14 protein-coding genes are annotated in these 19,190 nt (G+C 71.3%); 8 read left to right on the top strand and 6 right to left on the bottom strand.

Translation table 11 applies throughout. The features are described from left to right. The first annotated feature begins 13 nt into the window (after positions 1-13). Positions 14-1,186 carry a tRNA dihydrouridine synthase DusB gene (gene dusB, locus OHB44_RS26830; protein WP_330438581.1) on the top strand — a complete coding sequence of 391 codons (1,173 nt, stop codon included), beginning with the start codon at positions 14-16 and terminating at the stop codon, positions 1,184-1,186. Positions 1,187-1,591: 405 nt separating this feature from the next. On the opposite strand, the gene OHB44_RS26825 is transcribed toward dusB, so the two are convergent. Together OHB44_RS26825 and OHB44_RS26820 are read right to left on the bottom strand one after the other, a co-directional pair. Next, positions 1,592-2,254: a C39 family peptidase gene (locus OHB44_RS26825; RefSeq protein ID WP_330438580.1), complete on the bottom strand. Its 663-nt coding sequence runs from the start codon at positions 2,252-2,254 to the stop codon at positions 1,592-1,594. A 642-nt stretch (positions 2,255-2,896) separates the two neighbouring features. Further along, positions 2,897-4,684 (bottom strand): beta-N-acetylhexosaminidase, encoded by a 1,788-nt coding sequence (locus tag OHB44_RS26820; RefSeq protein ID WP_442932714.1) that lies wholly within the window; start codon positions 4,682-4,684, stop codon positions 2,897-2,899. 223 nt (positions 4,685-4,907) lie between these two features. On the opposite strand from OHB44_RS26820, the gene ppdK reads away from it, so the two are divergent. Further along, positions 4,908-7,616 (top strand): pyruvate, phosphate dikinase, encoded by a 2,709-nt coding sequence (gene ppdK / locus OHB44_RS26815; protein ID WP_238687110.1) that lies wholly within the window; start codon positions 4,908-4,910, stop codon positions 7,614-7,616. Between the two features lie 42 nt (positions 7,617-7,658). Here the strand turns inward: ppdK and OHB44_RS26810 are convergent, their stop codons facing one another. Then, positions 7,659-8,159, bottom strand: a complete 501-nt coding sequence (locus OHB44_RS26810) for a roadblock/LC7 domain-containing protein (protein ID WP_330438579.1) — start codon at positions 8,157-8,159, stop codon at positions 7,659-7,661. Between the two features lie 253 nt (positions 8,160-8,412). Here OHB44_RS26810 and OHB44_RS26805 point away from each other — a divergent pair, with 253 nt between their 5' ends. From OHB44_RS26805 to OHB44_RS26795, 3 genes are read left to right on the top strand one after another with little or no spacing between them, the layout of a single operon-like run. Next, on the top strand, positions 8,413-8,766 hold the full coding sequence (locus OHB44_RS26805) for a VOC family protein (protein WP_238687112.1): 354 nt from the start codon (positions 8,413-8,415) through the stop codon (positions 8,764-8,766). A 42-nt stretch (positions 8,767-8,808) separates the two neighbouring features. Further along, positions 8,809-10,080, top strand: a complete 1,272-nt coding sequence (locus OHB44_RS26800) for a deoxyguanosinetriphosphate triphosphohydrolase (RefSeq protein WP_330438578.1) — start codon at positions 8,809-8,811, stop codon at positions 10,078-10,080. Between the two features lie 15 nt (positions 10,081-10,095). Beyond that, the gene (locus OHB44_RS26795; protein WP_330438577.1) at positions 10,096-10,944 is read left to right on the top strand and encodes a siderophore-interacting protein; all 849 of its coding nucleotides are present in this window, start codon (positions 10,096-10,098) and stop codon (positions 10,942-10,944) included. Positions 10,945-10,951: 7 nt separating this feature from the next. Here OHB44_RS26795 and OHB44_RS26790 read toward each other — a convergent pair whose 3' ends face one another. Then, the gene (locus OHB44_RS26790; RefSeq protein WP_238687115.1) at positions 10,952-12,157 is read right to left on the bottom strand and encodes a low temperature requirement protein A; all 1,206 of its coding nucleotides are present in this window, start codon (positions 12,155-12,157) and stop codon (positions 10,952-10,954) included. Positions 12,158-12,292: 135 nt separating this feature from the next. Here OHB44_RS26790 and dnaG point away from each other — a divergent pair, with 135 nt between their 5' ends. After that, a complete protein-coding gene (gene dnaG / locus OHB44_RS26785; RefSeq protein WP_372488415.1) occupies positions 12,293-14,173 on the top strand; it encodes a DNA primase in 1,881 nt (626 codons plus the stop codon). After that, entirely contained in the window at positions 14,174-14,710 is a 537-nt protein-coding gene (locus tag OHB44_RS26780) for a hypothetical protein (RefSeq protein WP_330438576.1), read from the top strand. A 9-nt stretch (positions 14,711-14,719) separates the two neighbouring features. Here OHB44_RS26780 and OHB44_RS26775 read toward each other — a convergent pair whose 3' ends face one another. Both OHB44_RS26775 and OHB44_RS26770 read right to left on the bottom strand, forming a co-directional pair. Further along, a complete protein-coding gene (locus OHB44_RS26775; RefSeq protein ID WP_238687117.1) occupies positions 14,720-15,739 on the bottom strand; it encodes a TAXI family TRAP transporter solute-binding subunit in 1,020 nt (339 codons plus the stop codon). After that, positions 15,736-17,757: a TRAP transporter permease gene (locus OHB44_RS26770; protein ID WP_330438575.1), complete on the bottom strand. Its 2,022-nt coding sequence runs from the start codon at positions 17,755-17,757 to the stop codon at positions 15,736-15,738. The genes OHB44_RS26775 and OHB44_RS26770 overlap by 4 nt, the downstream gene beginning before the upstream one ends. Positions 17,758-18,216: 459 nt before the next feature. On the opposite strand from OHB44_RS26770, the gene OHB44_RS26765 reads away from it, so the two are divergent. Continuing rightward, positions 18,217-19,149, top strand: coding sequence for an ABC transporter ATP-binding protein (locus OHB44_RS26765; protein WP_330438574.1), 933 nt, complete (start codon positions 18,217-18,219; stop codon positions 19,147-19,149). Positions 19,150-19,190: the final 41 nt, after the last annotated feature.

Here is a 19,190-nt window from a genome sequence, read left to right as displayed (position 1 = left end):
GTACACTTGTCCGGTGACTGCCTCGACCGTGCCCGCGCTGCGCCCGTTGACTCTCGGCCAGCACCAGGTGTGGCCGCCGGTGGTGCTCGCGCCGATGGCCGGGATCACCAACATCGGGTTCCGTCGGCTCTGCCGCGAGCAGGGTGGCGGCATCTACGTCTGCGAGATGATCACCACGCGCGCGCTGGTCGAGCGCAACCCGAAGACGCTGCGCATGATCGCGTTCGGCGACGACGAGAAGCCCCGCAGTCTCCAGCTCTACGGCACCGATCCGGAGATCACCGCCGCCGCCGTGCGGATCGTCGTCGAGCGCAACCTGGCCGATCACATCGACCTCAACTTCGGCTGCCCGGTCCCCAAGGTCACCCGACGTGGCGGCGGCGCGGCGCTGCCGTGGCGGCGGCGGCTCTTCGCGCGACTCGTGCGGGCCGCGGTGGCCGCCGCGTCACCGGCCGGGGTGCCGGTCACCGTCAAGATGCGCAAGGGCATAGACGACGACCACCTGACGTACGTCGAAGCCGGGCTCGCCGCCCAGGAGGCCGGCGTGGCCGCGGTGGCCCTGCACGGGCGCACGGCGGCGCAGCGCTACTCGGGCACCGCCGACTGGGACGCGATCGCCACCCTGAAGCAGGCCCTCGACGTGCCGGTGCTCGGCAACGGCGACATCTGGGAGGCCGACGACGCACTGCGCATGGTGGCCCACACCGGCGTCGACGGTGTGGTCATCGGGCGCGGCTGCCTGGGCCGACCGTGGCTCTTCGCCGACCTGGAGGCCGCCTTCAACGGTCGAACGGAGCGGCGGCTGCCCACCCTCGGCGAGGTGGCGGTGACCATGCGCCGGCACGCCGAGCTGCTTGTCGACCAGTTCTCAGCCGGCGCCCGCAACCCGGCCCGAGGTGAACGGGACGGCTGCACCGACTTCCGCAAGCACGTCGCCTGGTACCTCAAGGGCTTCCCGGTCGGCGGCGAGCTGCGGCGCTCACTGGCGATGATCGAAAGTCTGGCCCAGCTCGACGACCTGCTCGGCAAGCTCGACCCGGCGGAGCCGTTCCCGATGGCCGCCCTCGGGCAGCCGCGCGGGCGTACCAACTCACCCGGCAAGGTCTTCCTGCCGGAGGGCTGGCTGGCCAGCCGGGACGACGACACGGTCCCCGAGGGCGCCGAGATGGACGACTCCGGCGGCTGAGCCCCTGGCCGGTCGGGTGGAGGCGCCCCGGCGACCGTCCCTCCGGAACGCGGGCTCGAAGCGAAGTCCGTGCCGGCGCTCCGGTCACCCCCGAGCCCTCGGGCCGCGGCGCTCGGTCTTTCCTCGACACTCTGGGCAGAGGCTGGGCACTCAACGCTCCCCGCAGAGGCTGGGCAGATGAGTGTGGCGTCCTATCGAGCTGATGTCGTGAACGAATCACCAGCTCGACTCGCTCGGCCATGCCCCTGATTCGTCTACGACATCAGCTCCAAAGGACCCGTGACGCAGTCCGTGGGGTGGTCCGGTGGGTGGCTTGCCGAGGGCGGGTGGACAACGACCCGGTCATGCCGAAGGGCCGGGCCCCGTGGTGGGGTCCGGCCCTTCGGTGTGTGCGGGTGGTGTGGGTCAGCTGGTGGCGTAGCCGCGGGTGGCGATCCAGTCGGCGAGGTGCTCGACGCTGATCCAGTAGGAGGCGGTGTTCGGGTCGGCGGAGTCGGCGATCTTCACCGTGTCGCCGTTGTCGTGGTAGCCGACGACGCTGATGTAGTGCCCGCCCTCGTAGGAGTGGGTGACACCGTCGGTGTCGGTGCTGGTGCCGGCGATGTTCGCGACCACGGCGCGGCCGTCGTCGACGGTCTTGACGATGTCGGCGCGCAGGGTGTCGGTCTGCGTGGCGTCGGCGTCGGGGGTGCTGATCTCCACCGACCGGTAGGCGTCAGCCTTGCCGGTTTCCTTGTTCAGGACGGGGGTGATGTCGTTGATGGAGTTGGTGCCGGCTTCGGTGGTGCCCATTTCCTTGGCCATGTCGTCGACGTTGATGTTCTTGCCCTGCACACTCAGGGCGTTACGGGTCGCGGCGGGCCCGCAGTAGTAGAAGTTCGGCTGGGCTTCGTAGCGCACGCCGAGTTCCCGCTCGCCGTGGCCCTTGCGGTCGGTCTGGGTCTGCGTGGCCGGCTTGCCGCTGGTGGGTGCGGCGAACGCGGTGGTGACGGGGCCGGCGATGGCGCCGCCGGTGAAGGCGAGGCCGGCGGCGGTGAGGGCGGTCTTACGGATCAGATCGGTACGCATGATGGCGTGCTCCTCTGCATCGGGGGTGTGCCCGCACGGCACTCAACAGGGGGGTGGCGCGACCGTGCGGGAAAGCTTGTGCCCGGCGACCCGCAACGAGGGGGTCGGCGTCGGGACAGGGTGTAACCGTTCGCGGTGGCGGGTCATTCCGCCTGCCCGTCGGCCGGTTGTGGTGCTCGGCCGTCTGCGGGGGGTGTAACCGGGGCGGCCTGGCGGGTGTTCCCGGCGGCTGCCGCGCCTCACGACCCGAGAGTCGCGGTGGTCTGCCAGGTATAACGACCCCGGCCGGCCGCCGATTCCGCGGCCGGGGTGGCCCCGACCACCCGACACCGACCGTCAAACCCGACAATCAGCCCGCCAGGCCGGCCCGCTGAAACGGACACGGCGCCCACGGCGGGGTGATCGACTCGGGTTCCTGAAAGTCGCGGTGTCCCGGAGCCGGGGATGCCCCGACTTCATGAAAGCCGAGTGGATCATGCCCGTCTGCGCCGGCCTGTGCCCCGGACCGGCCTGCGCCCCGGACCGGCCTGTGCCCCGGACCGGCCTGTGCCCCGGACCGGCCTGCGCCCCGGGCTGCGGCCTGCGGCCCGGACCGGCCCGACCCACTCGGCAGAGGTCAGGTGGACCGGTCCAACGCGGGGGTCAGGGCTTGGCGGTGTCGGGTTGGGGTGTGGTGCGTTGTGTCGGGATGGTCGGTGCGGTGGGCCAGGGGATCTCGGGCGCGTGGTGGAAGGTGATCCCGGCCGTCGTCCAGCGCGGGCCCTGGGCCGCCAGCCGGTCGCGGAAGCCGGCCCAGTCGTGGCTTGCCCGGGGTGACCAGCCCAACTCGGCGATGGCCGGGAGGCGGGGCAGGAGCAGGAGTTCGATGTCGGCCAGCGAGGTGACCGATTCGGTCCAGAGCGGGGCCTCCACACCGAGAACCGCCTCGGCGGGTACGCCAGCGACGTGCGTACCCGGATCCCAGTCGTACGCCTTTCGCACGTCGATGAGGCCGGCCCAGTCGTGCCCGATCGGGGTGTCCGGGGCGTACTTCATGTCCAGGTAGGCGTGGTTGCCAGGGGAGACGATCAGGCGGGCGCCCCTGCGTACGGCGTCGACGGTGGTGGGGTCTTCGCCGTTCGTGCCCCACCACTGCAGGACCCGCCCGTCGAGGTGGGCGGCCGGCGCGAGTTGGTGCCAGCCGACGACGGTCTTGCCGAGGTCGGCCACGATGCGCTGGACCCGCTCGACGAAACCGGTGTAGACCTCGCCCTTCACCTTGAACGCCTCGTCGCCGCCGATGTGCAGCCAGGGGCCGGGAGTGAGCGCGGCCACCTCGCCCAGCACGTCGGCGACGAAGTCGTACGTCCGCTCGTCGGCCGGGTCGACGTAGCTGAAGCCGACCTCGGTGCCGGTGTACGGCGGTGGCGCGGTCTTGTCCGGTGCCAGCTCCGGGTACGCGACCAGCGCCGAGTTGGTGTGCCCCGGGAGGTCGATCTCGGGAACGACTGTGATGTGGCGGGCGGCCGCGTAGGAGACGATCCGCGCGTAGTCGGCCTTCGTGTAGTGCCCGCCGGGGCCGCCGCCGACCTCGGTCGTCCCGCCGACGGTGGTCAACTTCGGCCAGGAGTCGACGGCGATCCGCCAGCCCTGGTCGTCGGTGAGGTGCAGGTGCAGGTGGTTGAGCTTGTAGCGGGCCAGGTGGTCGACCACCCGCAGCACGTCCTCGACGGCGAAGAAGTGCCGCGCGACGTCAAGCATCGCCCCCCGGTAGGAGAACCGGGGTGCGTCGGTGATGGTCCCACCCGGCAACGCCCAGCGTGCGGTGACCGGGCTGGGGCTCTCGATCCCCGCTGGCAGCAGTTGGCGCAGCGTCTGTACGCCGTAGAAGAGGCCGGCGGCGGTGGCTGCGGTGACGCGTACCCCGTCGGTGGCGATGTCCAGGCGGTAGCCCTCCGCGCCGAGGTCGGCGCTGTAGCCCTCCGCGCCGAGGTCGGCGCTGCCGTCGAGCACCAGCGCGATGGCACCGGCGGGCTCCGGCCTGGTGGCGTCGGTGACCGGCAGCGGGTAGCCGGTTGCCGGACGCAGGAGCTGGGCGAGCTGCTCGGCGACGGCCAACGCGGCGGGGTCGGCGCTGGCCACGATGACCGCGTCGGCCGGGAGCGCCCAGTCGGCGGTCGGGTCCGGCTGGACGTGCTGGGGGGCGGGCACGACGTCGGCCAGCCGGTGCGGGGCCGCCGGGGCGAGCAACGTGCTCGCGGTCTGCTCGGCCGTGCGGGCCAGCGTGGCCGCGTCCGGTTCCTCCGCCGACAGCGGTGTGGGGACGGCGGTGGGGCCGGGGGAGGGGATGGTCGACACGGCGGCGACTCCGGGGGTGTATTCGCGTCGGTTATGGCAAAAGTGAGGTTCACCGGCTGGCGTGGCGTCAAGCGTACGACGCTCGGCCGGGATGCGTGATGGTGCGCATGGAAGCGTTCCCAAAAACCGGTACGAACACGGATAGTCGTGATGGCTGTGCCAATTGTCACCGAACGGTCCCAGGTCACTCGATGTTCGCTTAACCTTCGCCCACCGATCGACGTTGACCCCGGGATTACCGGCGGTCCGTCCCGGGGAAGAAGAAAACTGAACCTTCGTTAAGTGTCAATCCGGCGCGTGTGTTGTGGAGGCTCTGGTGGCAGCGCAAGAGACCGTCGATCACAAGTACGTCTACGACTTCTCCGAAGGCAACAAGGAACTCAAGGAGCTGCTCGGCGGCAAGGGGGCAAACCTCGCCGAGATGACCAACCTGGGCCTGCCCGTACCGCCCGGCTTCACCATCACCACCGAGGCGTGCCAGGCGTACCTCGCGACGGGACGGGAACCGGACGGGCTCGCCGGTCAGATCGAGGCGCACCTCGAATCGCTGGAGCGCGCGATGGGCAAACGCCTCGGTGACCCGCAGGACCCACTGCTGGTCTCCGTCCGCTCCGGTGCCAAGTTCTCCATGCCCGGCATGATGGAGACCGTTCTCAACGTCGGTCTCAACGACCAGAGCGTGGTCGGGCTCTCCGCCCAGGCGGGACAGAACGACAGGTTCGCCTGGGACTCCTACCGGCGACTCATCCAGATGTTCGGCAAGACCGTCTGTGAGGTGCCGGGCGAGGAGTTCGAGCACGCGCTCGACGAGGCCAAGCACGCCAAGGGCACCCACAACGACCTGGATCTGGACGCCGACGACCTGCGTGGGCTGGTCGACGCGTACAAGAAGATCTTCTTGAAGCACACCGGCCGGGAGTTCCCGCAGCAGCCACGCGAACAGCTCGACCTGGCCATCCGGGCGGTCTTCGAGTCGTGGAACGCCGAGCGCGCGGTGCTCTACCGCCGCCAGGAGCGCATCCCGGCCGACCTGGGCACCGCTGTCAACGTGGTGACAATGGTCTTCGGCAACCTTGGCCCGGATTCCGGCACCGGGGTCGCGTTCACCCGTGACCCGGCCAGCGGCGCGCAGGGCATCTACGGCGACTACCTGGCCAACGCCCAGGGTGAGGACGTGGTCGCCGGCATCCGCAACACGGTGCCGTTGCAGGAGTTGGAGCAGCTCGACAAGACCTCCTACGACGAGCTGCTCGGCATCATGGCCCGGCTGGAGGAGCACTACAAGGACCTGTGCGACATCGAGTTCACCATCGAACGCGGCAAGCTGTGGATGTTGCAGACTCGGGTCGGCAAGCGGACGGCCGCCGCCGCGTTCGTCATCGCCGGGCAACTCGTCGACGAGGGCCTGATCGACCTGGACGAGGCGCTGCACCGGGTCAACGGCGCGCAACTGGCCCAGCTGATGTTCCCGCGCTTCCAGCTCGACCACGAGTTCCAGCCGGTCGCCAAGGGCATCGGCGCATCGCCCGGCGCGGCGTCCGGCACTGTGGTCTTCACCTCCGCCCGAGCCGTCGAGCTGGCCGCCGAGGGCAAGTCGGTGATCCTGGTGCGCCGGGAGACCAACCCGGACGACCTGAACGGCATGATCGCCGCCCAGGGCATCCTCACCTCGCGCGGCGGCAAGACCAGCCACGCGGCTGTGGTGGCCCGGGGCATGGGCAAGACCTGCGTCTCCGGCGCCGACGAGATCGAGGTGAACGTCCCGGCGAAGCGGTTCACAGTGGCCGGGCAAACCGTCACCGAGGGCGACGTCGTGTCCATCGACGGCACCACCGGCAAGGTCTATCTCGGCGAGGTGCCGGTCATGCCCTCCGAGGTCGTGCAGTACTTCGAGGGCAGCCTCGACCCCGAGCACATAGACAACGCGCTGGTCCGGGCCGTACACCGGATCATGACGCACGCCGACGGGAAGCGGCGGCTCGCGGTCCGCACGAACGCCGACACCGGCGCGGACGCCGCCCGGGCCCGGCGCTTCGGCGCCGAGGGCATCGGGCTGTGCCGCACCGAGCACATGTTCCTCGGCGACCGGCGGGAGTTGGTCGAGCGGCTGATCCTGGCCCGGGCCCCGGGTGAGCGGGAGGCGGCGCTGGCGGCGCTGCTGCCGTTGCAGCGGGCCGACTTCGAGGAGATCTTCCGCGAGATGGACGGCCTGCCGGTCACCGTCCGGCTCATCGACCCGCCGTTGCACGAGTTCCTGCCGCCGTTGGAGCAGCTCGCCGTCAACGTGGCGGTCGCCCAGGAACGCGGCGAGGACGTGGCCAAGGAGGAGGCGCTGCTCGCCGCCGTCCGGCGGATGCACGAGGAGAACCCGATGCTCGGGCTGCGGGGCGTACGCCTCGGCCTGGTCATCCCCGGCCTGTTCGCGATGCAGGTCCGGGCCATCGCCGAGGCGGCTGTCAGTTGCGCCCGCAACGGGGGCGTGGCCAAGCCGGAGATCATGGTGCCGCTGGTCGGGGCCGTCCAGGAGCTGGAGACGGTACGCGCCGAGGCCGAGAAGATCATCGCCGAGGTGGTCGGGGACAGCGGCGTCGAGGTGCTGATCGGCACCATGATCGAGGTGCCCCGGGCGGCGCTGACCGCCGGGCAGATCGCCGAGGCCGCCGAGTTCTTCTCCTTCGGCACCAACGACCTGACCCAGATGGGCTGGGGCTTCTCCCGCGACGACGTCGAGGGCGCGTTCTTCTGGCGCTACCTGGAGTTGGGCATCTTCGGCATCTCGCCGTTCGAGTCGATCGATCGCGACGGCGTCGGTCGGCTGGTGCGGATCGCCGCCGAGGAGGGTCGGGCCGCCCGGCCTGGGCTGAAGCTCGGTGTCTGCGGTGAGCACGGCGGCGACCCGGACTCGGTGCACTTCTTCCACGAGGTCGGCCTGGACTACGTGTCCTGTTCTCCGTTCCGGGTGCCGGTGGCCCGGCTGGAGGCCGGCCGGGCGGTGGTGGAGACCGGCGGGTCGGACAGCCGCTGACGCACGTCGGCGGCGGCCTGGTCACCCGGCCGCCGCCGGCGCTCAGATCGGCGGACGACGCCAGGTGGGTCGGGACGAGCGGCGTAACTGCGCCGGCAGGGTCGCCATCGGGGTACGCGTGGCCAGCGGGGCGTGCGCGTCCGGTACGGGGGTCGCGCCGATGCCTCCGCCGCGAACGTCCAGGAACGACCCGGCGCGGCGGGCCACCGCTCGCGCCTCCTCGTGCAGCGCCTCCAGGTCGCCCGCCGCCGACATGGTGACGAGGGTCAGCAGGGCGCTGCGCCCGGCCGGATAGGTGACCACGCAGCCTGCTGTGGTGCACACGACCGACTCCCGGAACTCACCCTGCCGGACGGTGTCGGCCACCCGGTGCCCCAGCCCGAAACTCGCGGCGGCGAGCGCGGCGAGATGGGTGGCGTCGGTGCTGGGCAGGTCACTGGAGATGAGCAGGCCGTCGGTGCCCGCGAGCACCATGCCGGCGATGTCGGGTCGGCGCTGGCGCAGCAGCTGAAGCTCCGTTCCCATCACCGTGTCTGCGTCCACGAGCGTTACCCCTCACCGGTCGGCTCTGCGTGTCAGTCGGCTGGTTACGTTCCGCGCTGGGAACGCTACCGCTGGCGACTTCCGGCCGCGAGCCCGTAACCCTCGGCGATCGGTCGGCAACTGGGGGCCAATCGGTGGTTGTGTGCCCTTCATCGATGCGTCGTGAGCCTGTCGAGCAGTGGTGGCGGGCGTAATCTTGGCTCGCTCGCACACGGCCGATTGGGCGCCGCGTCGAACGGGAAGAGGTGACTGCATGACCAGTGTCTGGGAGAGCCTGACTGTGGACGCCCGCGATCCGGCCCGACTGGCCCGTTGGTGGGCCGAGGCGCTCGGCTATCAGGTCGTCACCGAGACTCCGAGCGGCGTGGAGATCCGCCAGTCCCCGGACCAGGTGCCCGCCCTGTTCTTCGGCCCGGTGAGCGAGGGCAAGGAGCGCAAGAACCGGCTGCACCTCGACCTGCGCCCCGCCAATCAGGAGGCTGAGGTCGAGCGCCTGGTCGACATGGGCGCCCGGCACGTCGACATCGGTCAGGGCGACGTCGAGTGGACGGTGCTGGCCGACCCCGAGGGCAACGAGTTCTGCGTACTGCGTGAGCGCGAGGAGTGAGCCGGTCTTGCGAGCCCCGCAGTCGCGAACAACGGCTGTTGCGTGAGCGCGAGGACTGAGCCGGGGGCGGCGGACGCGCGGTTGGTCGACGAGCCGCCCAAGGACACCGGACATCGCCGGTCGCCGTACGAGCGCGACCGGGCCCGGGTGCTGCACTCGGCGGCGTTTCGCCGGCTGGCCACAAAGACCCAGGTGCACACCGCCGGCACTGACGACTTCCTGCGTACGCGGCTGACCCACTCGTTGGAGGTGGCCCAGATCGCCCGGGAGATGGGTGCCCGGCTGGGCTGCGACCCGGACGTGGTGGACGTCGCGGGGCTCGCGCACGACCTCGGGCACCCGCCGTTCGGGCACAACGGCGAGGCTGCGCTGGACCTGCTCGCCACGCCCTGCGGCGGCTTCGAGGGCAACGCGCAGACCCTGCGGGTGTTGACCCGCCTGGAGGCGAAGGTGCTCGCCCCGGACGGGTCGTCCGCCGGGCTGAACCTGACCCGGGCGTCGCTGGACGCGATCGGCAAGTACCCCTGGGCACGCCGGCCGGGGGAGCGCAAGTTCGGGGTGTACGCCGACGACGCGGCCGTCTTCGACTGGATCCGTGCCGGCGCGCCCGGCGCCCGGCGCTGCCTGGAGGCCCAGGTGATGGACTGGGCCGACGACGTCGCGTACTCGGTGCACGACGTGGAGGACGGCATCCACGGCGGCTATGTCACGTTGCACCCGCTGCTCACCGACGCCGACGAGCGGGCCGCGCTTTGCGCCGACGTGGCCGCCGCCTATTCCGGGGAGTCCGCGACGGACCTGGCCGAGGTGCTCGTCGACCTGCTGGCCGGTCCGCTGCTCGCCCCGTTCACCGGGTACGACGGCAGCCATCGCGCGCAGGTCGCGTTGAAGGCCACCACCAGCGGGGTGACCGGGCTGTTCGTGTCCGCGGCGGTGGCGGCGACGGAGGAGCGCTTCGGGCCGGGCCCGCACCGCCGCTACGCCGCCGACCTGGTGGTGCCCCGACTGGTACGGGCGCAGTGCGCGCTGCTCAAGGGCATCGCGCTGCGGTACGTGATGCGTCGCAGTGGCTTCCGGGGCCGCTACGAGCGGCAGCGGACGATGCTGGCGGAGGTGGTCGCGGCGCTGGTCCGGCGTGCACCGGAAGGGCTCGACCCGATCTTCGCCCCGCTGTGGCGGGCCGCCCCCGACGACAGGGCCAGACTGCGGGTGGTGATCGACCAGGTGGCCTCGCTCACCGACCCGGCGGCGGTGACCTGGCACACCCGCCTGGTCGGCAAGGGGACACCCCCGACCGACCGCGAGCCAGCTTAGGCTAACCTAACTGGCATGACGGAACGCTCCAGGAACGTCACAACGGCCCGGGTGCTGCGCACCGAGCGGCCCACCCCGCACCTGATCCGGCTCGTCCTCGGTGGGGACGAACTGGTCGGCCTGCCGGTGGGCGAGTTCACCGACCACTACATCAAGGTGGTGTTCCCTCAGTCGGGGGTCGCGTACCCGCAGCCGTTGGACCTCGCCGCGATCCGCCGGGACCTGCCCCGGGAGCAGTGGCCCCGGCTGCGCGCGTACACGGTGCGGCGCTGGGATCCGCTGGCCGGCGAGCTGACCGTCGACGTGGTGCACCACGGCGACGAGGGGTTGGCCGGCCCGTGGGCCGCCGCGCTGCGTCCTGGCGATCCGGTGCACTTCGTCGGCCCCGGCGGCGCGTACGCCCCGAGCCCGGACGCGGACTGGCACCTGCTGGTCGGTGACGAGAGCGCCCTGCCGGCGATCGCCGCCGCGCTGGAGCGCCTCCCGCTGGGCGCCCCGGCCCACGTCTTCGTGGAGATCGCCGACCCGGCGGAGGAGCAGAAGCTGCTCAGCCCCGGGGCGGTCGAGCTGACCTGGTTGCATCGCGGCGACCGCCCGGTGGGCGAGGCGCTGGTCGAGGCGGTGCGGGCGTTGGACTTCCCGGCCGGCCAGGTGCACGCGTTCGTGCACGGCGAGGCCGCCTTCGTCCGGGAGCTGCGCCGGCTGCTGCGCGGCGAGCGGGGAATACCTCTCGATCGGCTCTCCATCTCCGGCTACTGGCGGCGCGGCATGGACGACGAGGGTTGGCGCTCCACCAAGGCCGACTGGAACCAGCAGGTGGCGGCCGAGGAGACGGCGATTCCGGAGCCCGCCGCGGCGGCCTGAGCGCCGCTCACCCCTCGGGTGTGTGGTTTGCCTCGCCGGCCTTGGCCAGTCGCCGGCTGACCAGGACGGCGTACCCGACGACCGCCAGGGAGAGCAGCGACAGCATCAGTCTCGGTTGGTGCACCGTCGCGGTGATCAGCGAGACCGAGACCACCCCGTAGACGGCGATCGCCAACCGGGCGCCGCTCGGCCGTGTCCACAGCCAGTACAGGGCAAGACCACATAGCGTCCAGATCACCATCGAGGCGCCCAGCAGCAGCCGCAGCTCCAGCGGCAGGTGGTTCGCGTTGTCGTCGACCAGCCGGACCACCTGCCCGAGCGACCAGCCGAGCAGCAGCAGCGCACCGCCCAGCGGTATGTGCAGGTAGGTGTACGCCTGCCCGCCGCGCAGCCGGCTCTGGAGCAGGCGGGTGGTGACGAAGGTGGTGTAGACCCACCAGACCGCCGCCGGGATCAGGAAGGCCAACGCGGCGGTGAGGATCATGTGGGGCGGGGGGTGGTCCGGCACGGCGAAGAGCAGGCTGGCCAGCGCGCTACCCAGCACGATGATGGTGAACTGGCCGATCCGTTCCGGCAGGTGCCTGTTGTCCACCGGCCAGCGGTTGAGCCAGCGCACCCCGACCCAGGGTGTGGCCAGTTCGATGACCATCGCGACGATCCACAGGACCGGGCGCAGCTCGGTGGGCACTGTCAGCGACACCAGCCAGATCAACCAGCCCGACCCGAAGCCGATCAGGTAGACAGTTGTCACCATCCGGGCCTTCGCGCTGGTCGGCCAGGCACGCAGGTACAGCAGGAGCAGCACACCCCGCACGATCAGGTACCCGACCGGCAGGAGCACGCTCTCCGGGACCTCGTCGACCCCGAGGGTCATCGCGCCCGCGCCGACCAACGCGACAAGCACCAGCACTCGGTGCAACGCGTCGTCCGGATCGAACCTGGTGTCGTAGTACACCTGCCCCATCCAGGCCCACTGGATCACCACGAAGAGCCCGATCACGGCCAGCACCGCCCTCGGCGACGGGGCCGGTTCGTTGCCCAGCCGGGTCACCACCGCCGCCAGCGCGTACACGAAGATGAGGTCGAGGAAGAGTTCCAGCCAGGTGGCGTGCCGGTGGCCGGCCTCGTCCGTCTGCGGGGTCTGCCCGGGTAGCCCCATCCGAGCGGCCAGCCATCTCGGCAGGCGGGGGGCTTCGGTCCGTACCCGGCGCATCTGGTCATGGTCCCCGTGCGGACCCGGCCTGCGGGCCGGAACCGCCCAGCCGGCAGCGGTCGCCGCCACACCGGCGTCCCCCGGCCGGCGTGTCGTCGGTCGGGCAGGGCAGGATGTACGGCGAGGGGGTGGCGCATGGCTGGGCGGATCCGGGACGAGGACATCGCACTGGTCCGGGAACGCACCTCGATCGGGGATGTGATCTCCGAGACGGTCACCCTGAAGTCCGCCGGCGGCGGCAACCTCAAGGGTCTGTGCCCGTTCCACGACGAGAAGAGTCCGTCGTTCAACGTGTCCCCGGCCCGCAACGTCTGGTACTGCTTCGGCTGCGGGGCCGGCGGGGACGCGATCAAGTTCCTGATGGACGCCGACCACCTCAGCTTCGTGGAGTCCGTCGAGCGGCTGGCCGGCCGCGCCGGCATCCAACTGCGCTACATCGAGGACGACAAGGGCACCCCGCGCCCCCGCCCGCAGCAGGGTCAGCGGCAGCGACTGGTCGCCGCGCACGCCGCAGCCGTCGAGTTCTACAGCGCGCAACTGAGCACCGCCGGCGCCCGGCCGGCACGGGAGTTCCTGGCGCGACGGGGCTTCGACAGGGCCGCCGCCGAGCGCTACGGCTGTGGTTTCGCGCCGGAGGGTTGGGACCCGCTCACCAAGCACCTGCGCCAGCAGGGCTTCACCCACCAGGAGTTGGTCACCGCCGGGCTGTCCCGGGAGTCCCGTTCCGGCACCCTGATCGACCGGTTCCGTCGCCGGCTGCTCTGGCCGATCCGCGACCTCGCCGGTGACGTGATCGGCTTCGGTGCGCGCAAGCTCTTCGACGACGACGACGGCCCGAAGTACCTGAACACCCCCGAGACGCCGATCTACAAGAAGTCGCACGTGCTCTACGGCATCGACCAGGCCAAGCGGGAGATCGCCAAGCAGGGTCGGGCGGTGATCGTCGAGGGTTACACCGATGTGATGGCCTGTCACCTGGCCGGGGTGACCACGGCGGTGGCGACCTGCGGCACTGCCTTCGCCGCGGACCACATCTCCGTCCTGCGTCGGCTCCTGTTCGACAGCGACGAGGTGGCCGGCGAGATCATCTTCACCTTCGACGGTGACGCCGCCGGGCAGAAGGCGGCGCTGCGCGCCTTCGAAGACGACCAGCGCTTCGTCGGGCGCACGTTCATCGCGGTCAGCCCGGACAACATGGACCCGTGCGACCTGCGGCTGGCCAAGGGCGACCTGGCGGTGCGTGACCTGGTCGCCCGCCGCGAGCCGCTCGTCGACTTCGCGCTGCGACACGTGATCAGCCGCTTCGACCTGGACACCGTCGACGGCCGGGTCGAGGCGATGCGCCACGCCGCGCCGCTGGTCGCGCGACTGAAGGACCGGGAGAAGCGCCCGGAGTACGTCCGCAAGCTGGCCATGGACCTCGGCATGGAGATCGAGCCGGTGCAGCGGGCGGTGCTCGCCGCCGCCAACACCCCGCCGCCCAGCGCCCGCGACGCCGCCCCCGCCGCCCGGCCAACCTCGGCCCGTCCCGAGCCGGCGGTGGACAGCCCGCAGTCGATGGTCGAGCGGGAGGCGCTCAAACTCGCCCTCCAGCAACCGGTCCTGGCCGGGCCGATGTTCGACGCGGTCGAGGCCACCGAATACCGCCACCCGGTGCACGTCGCGGTCCGTACTGCCATCGCGGCGGCCGGTGGTGCCGCGTCGGCGACCGGCGGCGCGGTCTGGATCGAGTCGGTCCGCGACGCCTGCGACGACCTGGCGGCCGCGGCGCTGGTCGGTGAGTTGGCAGTCGAACCACTGCGGATCGACGGCGAACCGGACCCGCGCTACGTGTCGATCACCATGGCCCGCGTGCAGTTCGGGTCGGTGACCGCCCGGGTCCGGGACCTCAAGTCACGCATCCAGCGGATCAACCCGGTCAACAACAAGGACGAGTACTTCGCCGCCTTCGGTGAGCTGCTGTCCCTGGAGCAGCACGCCCGAGCGTTGCGCGAGCAGGCCGCGGGAGGCCTCTAGATGGGACTGTTCAGCCGCAAGCCGAAGCTGCCGCCGGCCGACCGGCCGCCACTGACCGCCGACGAGCGGGTGTTGGCCTGGGCCGCCGCCGGCAACGGCGAGGGCGACGGGGTGGTGGTCGCCACCAACCTCGGGCTGTGGTTGCCCGGTCGAGGGCACCGGTTCGGGTGGCACACCATCCTCAAGGCGGTCTGGTCCGGCCGGGAGCTGACGGTCACCCCCGCCGAGTCGCTCGTCGGGCGGGACGGCTACACGGTGGTCGCCGACGGTCCGGCCGAGACGTACCTGCTGCTCGACCCGGGGGAGTTGCCGCACCAGGTGCGGGCCCGGGTGACCCGTTCGGTCGCGTACACCGAGCACCAGCCGGTGCCCGGCGGCGCGGCGCGCGTCGCGGCCCGGCGCGTGGCCGGGGTCGACGGTCTGACCTGGACGGTCCGACTCGAGCCCGGCACTCCGGCGGACGACGAGGCGCTGCTCGCCGAGATCGACCGGCTGGTCGGTGTGGCCCGCGCCGCCACCGCGCCAGCCGACGTCTGACCGGCCGGGTCAGTTCGCGCCGAGGTCCTTGAGCGCCTTCTCGGCGCCGCGGTGCAGCGGCACCGGGTCGGTCTTGCGGGCGGTCTCCAGCGAGATCCCCCGGGCCGCCGGGTTCGCCTGGGCCAGCGTGTCCCGCTTGTCGAAGACCGTCCGGGTGATCGCGCAGGCGACGTTGGCGTCCAGGTCCTTGCGGACCAACAACACGTTGGGTACGACGATCGTCGGGGTGTCGGTTGCCGTCCGGTACGCGTCCCGGCCGATCGTCCCGGCCTGGTAGGCGGGGCTCAACGCTGTCATCTTCGGCAGCAACGGCGAGATGTCGACGAACTTCACCGAGTCGCCGGCAGTGGTGAACAGGTCGGTGAGGCCCCCGGTGGGCAGACCACCGGACCAGAAGAAGCCGTCGACGCTGCCGTCCTTGATCCCCTCGACGGTCTTGGTCAGGTCCAGTCGCTGCGCCCGGATGTCAGTTGCCGGGTCGAGGCCGGCGGCCTCCAACAGCCGGTTGGCGATCACCTCGGTGCCGGACTTCGGTGAGCCGGTGGAGATCCGCTTGCCCCGCATGTCGGCCACCGAGGTGATCCCGGAGTCGTTGCGGACCACCACCTGGGTGTAGTTGTCGTAGATGCGGCTCAGCGCCTGCACCGGCTGCGGCGCGGTGAAGCTGCCCTTGCCCTGCACCGCGTTGACCGCCGTGTCGAACAGCGAGAACGCCACGTCGTACTGGCCACCGACCAGTTGCTCGACGTTCTGCACCGAGGCGCCGGTCTCGGCGGCGGTGCCGGTGAGCTTGCCGCCGGTCGCCCCGGACAACTGCCCGGCCAGGGCGTTGCCGACCACGTAGTAGACGCCTGTCGCGTTGCCGGTGGCGATGCCGACGCGGGTCTCCTTCGTCACCTCGCAGGTGACCTCGCTGGCCGTGTCGTCTTTTGCCGCGCCGCCCTGCTGACCTCCGCAACCCGCGGCACCGACCGTGACGAGGGCGAGCACGCTCAGGCCGGCCGCGAGCCGTACGTCGATTCGTCTCACAGTTGTTCCTCCACAGGATTGGCTGGTGATCCGGACGATGACCGGTTGGCGGCGCCGCGTCGGATGAACACGCCCGCCGCCGCGACGACGGCCAGCGCCACGCCGACAGTGACCGGCACGGGTTCGAGCCAGAGCAGAATCACGCCGGCTAGGGCACCCAGGACCCGTTCCGGGGCGCCGGCCGGCCCCACGCCGGGCAGCCAGCCACCGGCGGCGACGGCGAGCACCGCCACGCTGAGCGCTGTGACTGCGGCGGCGAAGGCGATCCGCTGAACGCCGCCGATGCCGAGCAGACCGAGCCCGGCCGGCGTGATGACGAACGCGATCGGGGTCAGGTACGCCGGCAGCGCGTACCGCAGGGTCTGCCACATGGTCGGCACCAGCCGGCCGCCGGTGACCGCGGCGGCGGCCACCGCGGCGAGCGCTGTCGGCGGGGACACCTCGGACAGCACCGCGAAGTAGAAGACGAACATCGCCGCCGCCGGCGCGGTGACACCCAGGTCGAGCAGGGCCGGACCGACGATCACCCAACCGATCACGAACGACGCGGTGACCGGAACGGCCAGGCCCAGCAGGGTGAGCGCGACGGCGGCGAGCAGCGCGGTGAGCACCAGCACCAGCGTCGGGTCCGACGTGGCCGCCTGCGCCCCACCGATCAGCAGCGCCGCCGCCTGCGGCCCGAGACCGGTCTTCGTCGTGGTCGCCGTGATGATGCCGGCGGCGGCGCAGACAGCGGTGACGGCGAGGACGCCTCGTACGCCGGTGACGAGCGCTGTCACCAGCCGGCCCGGGGTGAGTCGGTGCGCGCGGTCCTCGTTCCTGGGGGCCAGGAACGACAACGCGACGGTGAGCACGATGGCGAAGACGACGGCCCTCGTCGCTGACACACCGATCGCGAGGAACACGATGATGGCGATCAGCGAGGCGAAGTGGTAGCCGAATCGGGCCAGCAGCCGCCAGGGCGAGCCGACGTCGATCACCACGGGGCGTACGCCGGAGCGGCGGGCGTCGATCTCCACGGCGAGCAGGATGCCGAGGTAGTAGAGCACAGTCGGTACCGTCGCCCAGCCCAGCACCTGGAGGTACGAGACGCCCAGGTACTCGGCGATGATGAACGCCGCCGCGCCCAGAGTCGGCGGGGAGAGGATGGCGCCCACCCCGGCCGCGGCCAGCATGCCGCCGGCCCGCTCCGGCGGATAGCCGGCGCGGCGCAGCAGCGGCCAGGTGACCGCGCCGATGCTCACCGTCGTCGCCGCGCCGGAGCCGGAGACGGTGCCGAGCAGGAAACCCGAGGCCACCGCCGTCCGGCCGGCGGCGGTGCGCGAACGTCGGAACGCCGCGGCCGACAGCTCGACGAAGAACCGCCCGGCCCCGGACAACTCCAGCACCGCGCCGTAGATGGTGAACAGCACGATGTACGAGGCGGCCACGTCGAGTGGGGTGCCGTAGAAGCCGCTGTCGGAGTTGTAGAACGCGTCGACAAGCTGGCTGAAGTCGAGCCCGGCGTGCGCGACCGGCCAGGACTGCGGCAACAACCCGCCGTAGTAGCCGTAGCCCAGGAACAGCAGGCAGACCGCGGGCAGGATCCAACCGGTGGTCCGTCGACACGCTTCGAGCAGCAGGAGCAGCAGGACGGTGCCCAGCACCAGATCCGTCGGCGCCAGCAGGCCCTGCCGGTCGAGGAACGCGTTGTAGCCGCCGCCACCGCTGCCGATTTGGATCGGCAGGACCGGGTAGAGACAGGCCGCGATGGCCAGGACGACCAGGACCCAGTCGGTCACCGTGGGCCCCGACGACGGCAGTGCCGGGGTACGCCTGTCGCTGCCGGTGGCGTCGGCGCGGTTGGTGCGTCGTCGACGGGCGCGCAGGCGGGCCGGTAGCCGCAGGTCGGCCGGGTAGGCGAGGAAGACCAACGGGAGTACGCCGGCCAGGAAGATGATCAGGTAGTACTTGCTGCCCTGCGACAGAGGGCGGAACACCTGCCACAGGGCGAGAGCACCGACCGCCAGCGCCGCCATGGTGAGGAGCCGACCTGCCGGCCCGGAGAGCACCCGTCCCGGTTTCTCGTCCTCGAACTGGGCGGCCAGGTCCCGAGTCGCCCGCTCGGCGACGCTCGGGTCGGGCGTGCCCGGGTCGGGCGTGCCCGGGTCGGGCTTACTCGCGCCGGGCTCTGTCGGCTCGGCTTCCGGTCGAGGTCGGGGTGGTCCGCCGCCGGGGCTCGTTGCGGACCCATCAACGGGAGAGTTGGCTGGTAGGGCAGGTGAAGGCGAACCATCGGGCGAGCTGATGGGCGACACAAAAGGACGATACACGTCGATTGGCTGACGGGTGGGGCATCGATCGGCGTTTCGCCGCCCGTGGTTGGGGCGACCGGAGGGTCGCGGCCGTGGTCGCCCTGCGCGGTGCGCGTCGCAGGTCCTGGCACGTCCAGCGTATTTGCGTGGAGGGCTGTCGGACCCGGCGGTTAGGGTCGGGCGGTGACTTCGGAGCGACCACTGATTCAGGCTCGCGGGCTGGTGAAGCGGTTCGGCGATTTCACCGCCGTGGACGGCATCGACGTCGAGGTTCGCCAGGGTGAGGCGTTCGGCTTCCTCGGGCCCAACGGCGCGGGCAAGTCGTCGACCATGCGGATGGTCGGCTGCATCTCCCCACCCAGCGGGGGTGAGCTGCGCATCCTCGACATGGATCCGGTGGCTGACGGGCCGGCGATCCGGGCGCGTCTCGGGGTGTGCCCCCAGCTTGACAATCTCGATCCGGAGTTGACCGTCCGGGAGAACCTGACCGTCTACGCCCGCTACTTCGGCATCTCCCGCCGGGCGGCCCGGGAGCGCGCCGCCGAGCTGCTCGACTTCGTCCAGCTCACCGAGCGGGCCGACAGCAAGGTCGAGCCGCTCTCCGGTGGCATGAAGCGTCGGCTGACCATCGCCCGCGCGCTGGTGAACGATCCGGAAATCGTGCTGCTCGACGAGCCGACCACCGGGCTGGACCCGCAGGCCCGGCACCTGGTGTGGGAGCGGCTGTTCCGGCTCAAGCAGCAGGGCGTCACGTTGGTGCTCACCACGCACTACATGGACGAGGCCGAGCAGCTCTGTGACCGTCTGGTGGTGATGGACAGCGGCCGGATCGTCGCGGAGGGCTCGCCCCGGGCGCTGATCGAGCAGCACTCGACCCGTGAGGTGGTCGAGTTGCGCTTCGCCGCCGAGTCGCAGGAACCGTTCGCCGGCAAGCTCGACGGGCTGGGGGAGCGGGTCGAGGTGTTGCCCGACCGGGTCCTGCTCTACGTTCCCGACGGCGACGCGGCGGTTGCCGAGGTCGCCGCGTTGGGGCTCCAGCCGGCGAACGTGCTGGTCCGGCGCAGCGGCCTGGAGGACGTCTTCCTGCACCTGACCGGCCGCACCCTGGTCGACTGACCGGCCCGAATGATCCACTCGGCTTCCGGAAAGTCGGGGTG

This window comes from Micromonospora sp. NBC_00821, from assembly GCF_036347035.1.
Taxonomy (GTDB): Bacteria; Actinomycetota; Actinomycetes; order Mycobacteriales; family Micromonosporaceae; genus Micromonospora; species Micromonospora hortensis.
Note: the sequence above shows the minus strand (reverse complement) of the source record. Positions and strands in the feature narration are given on the sequence as shown.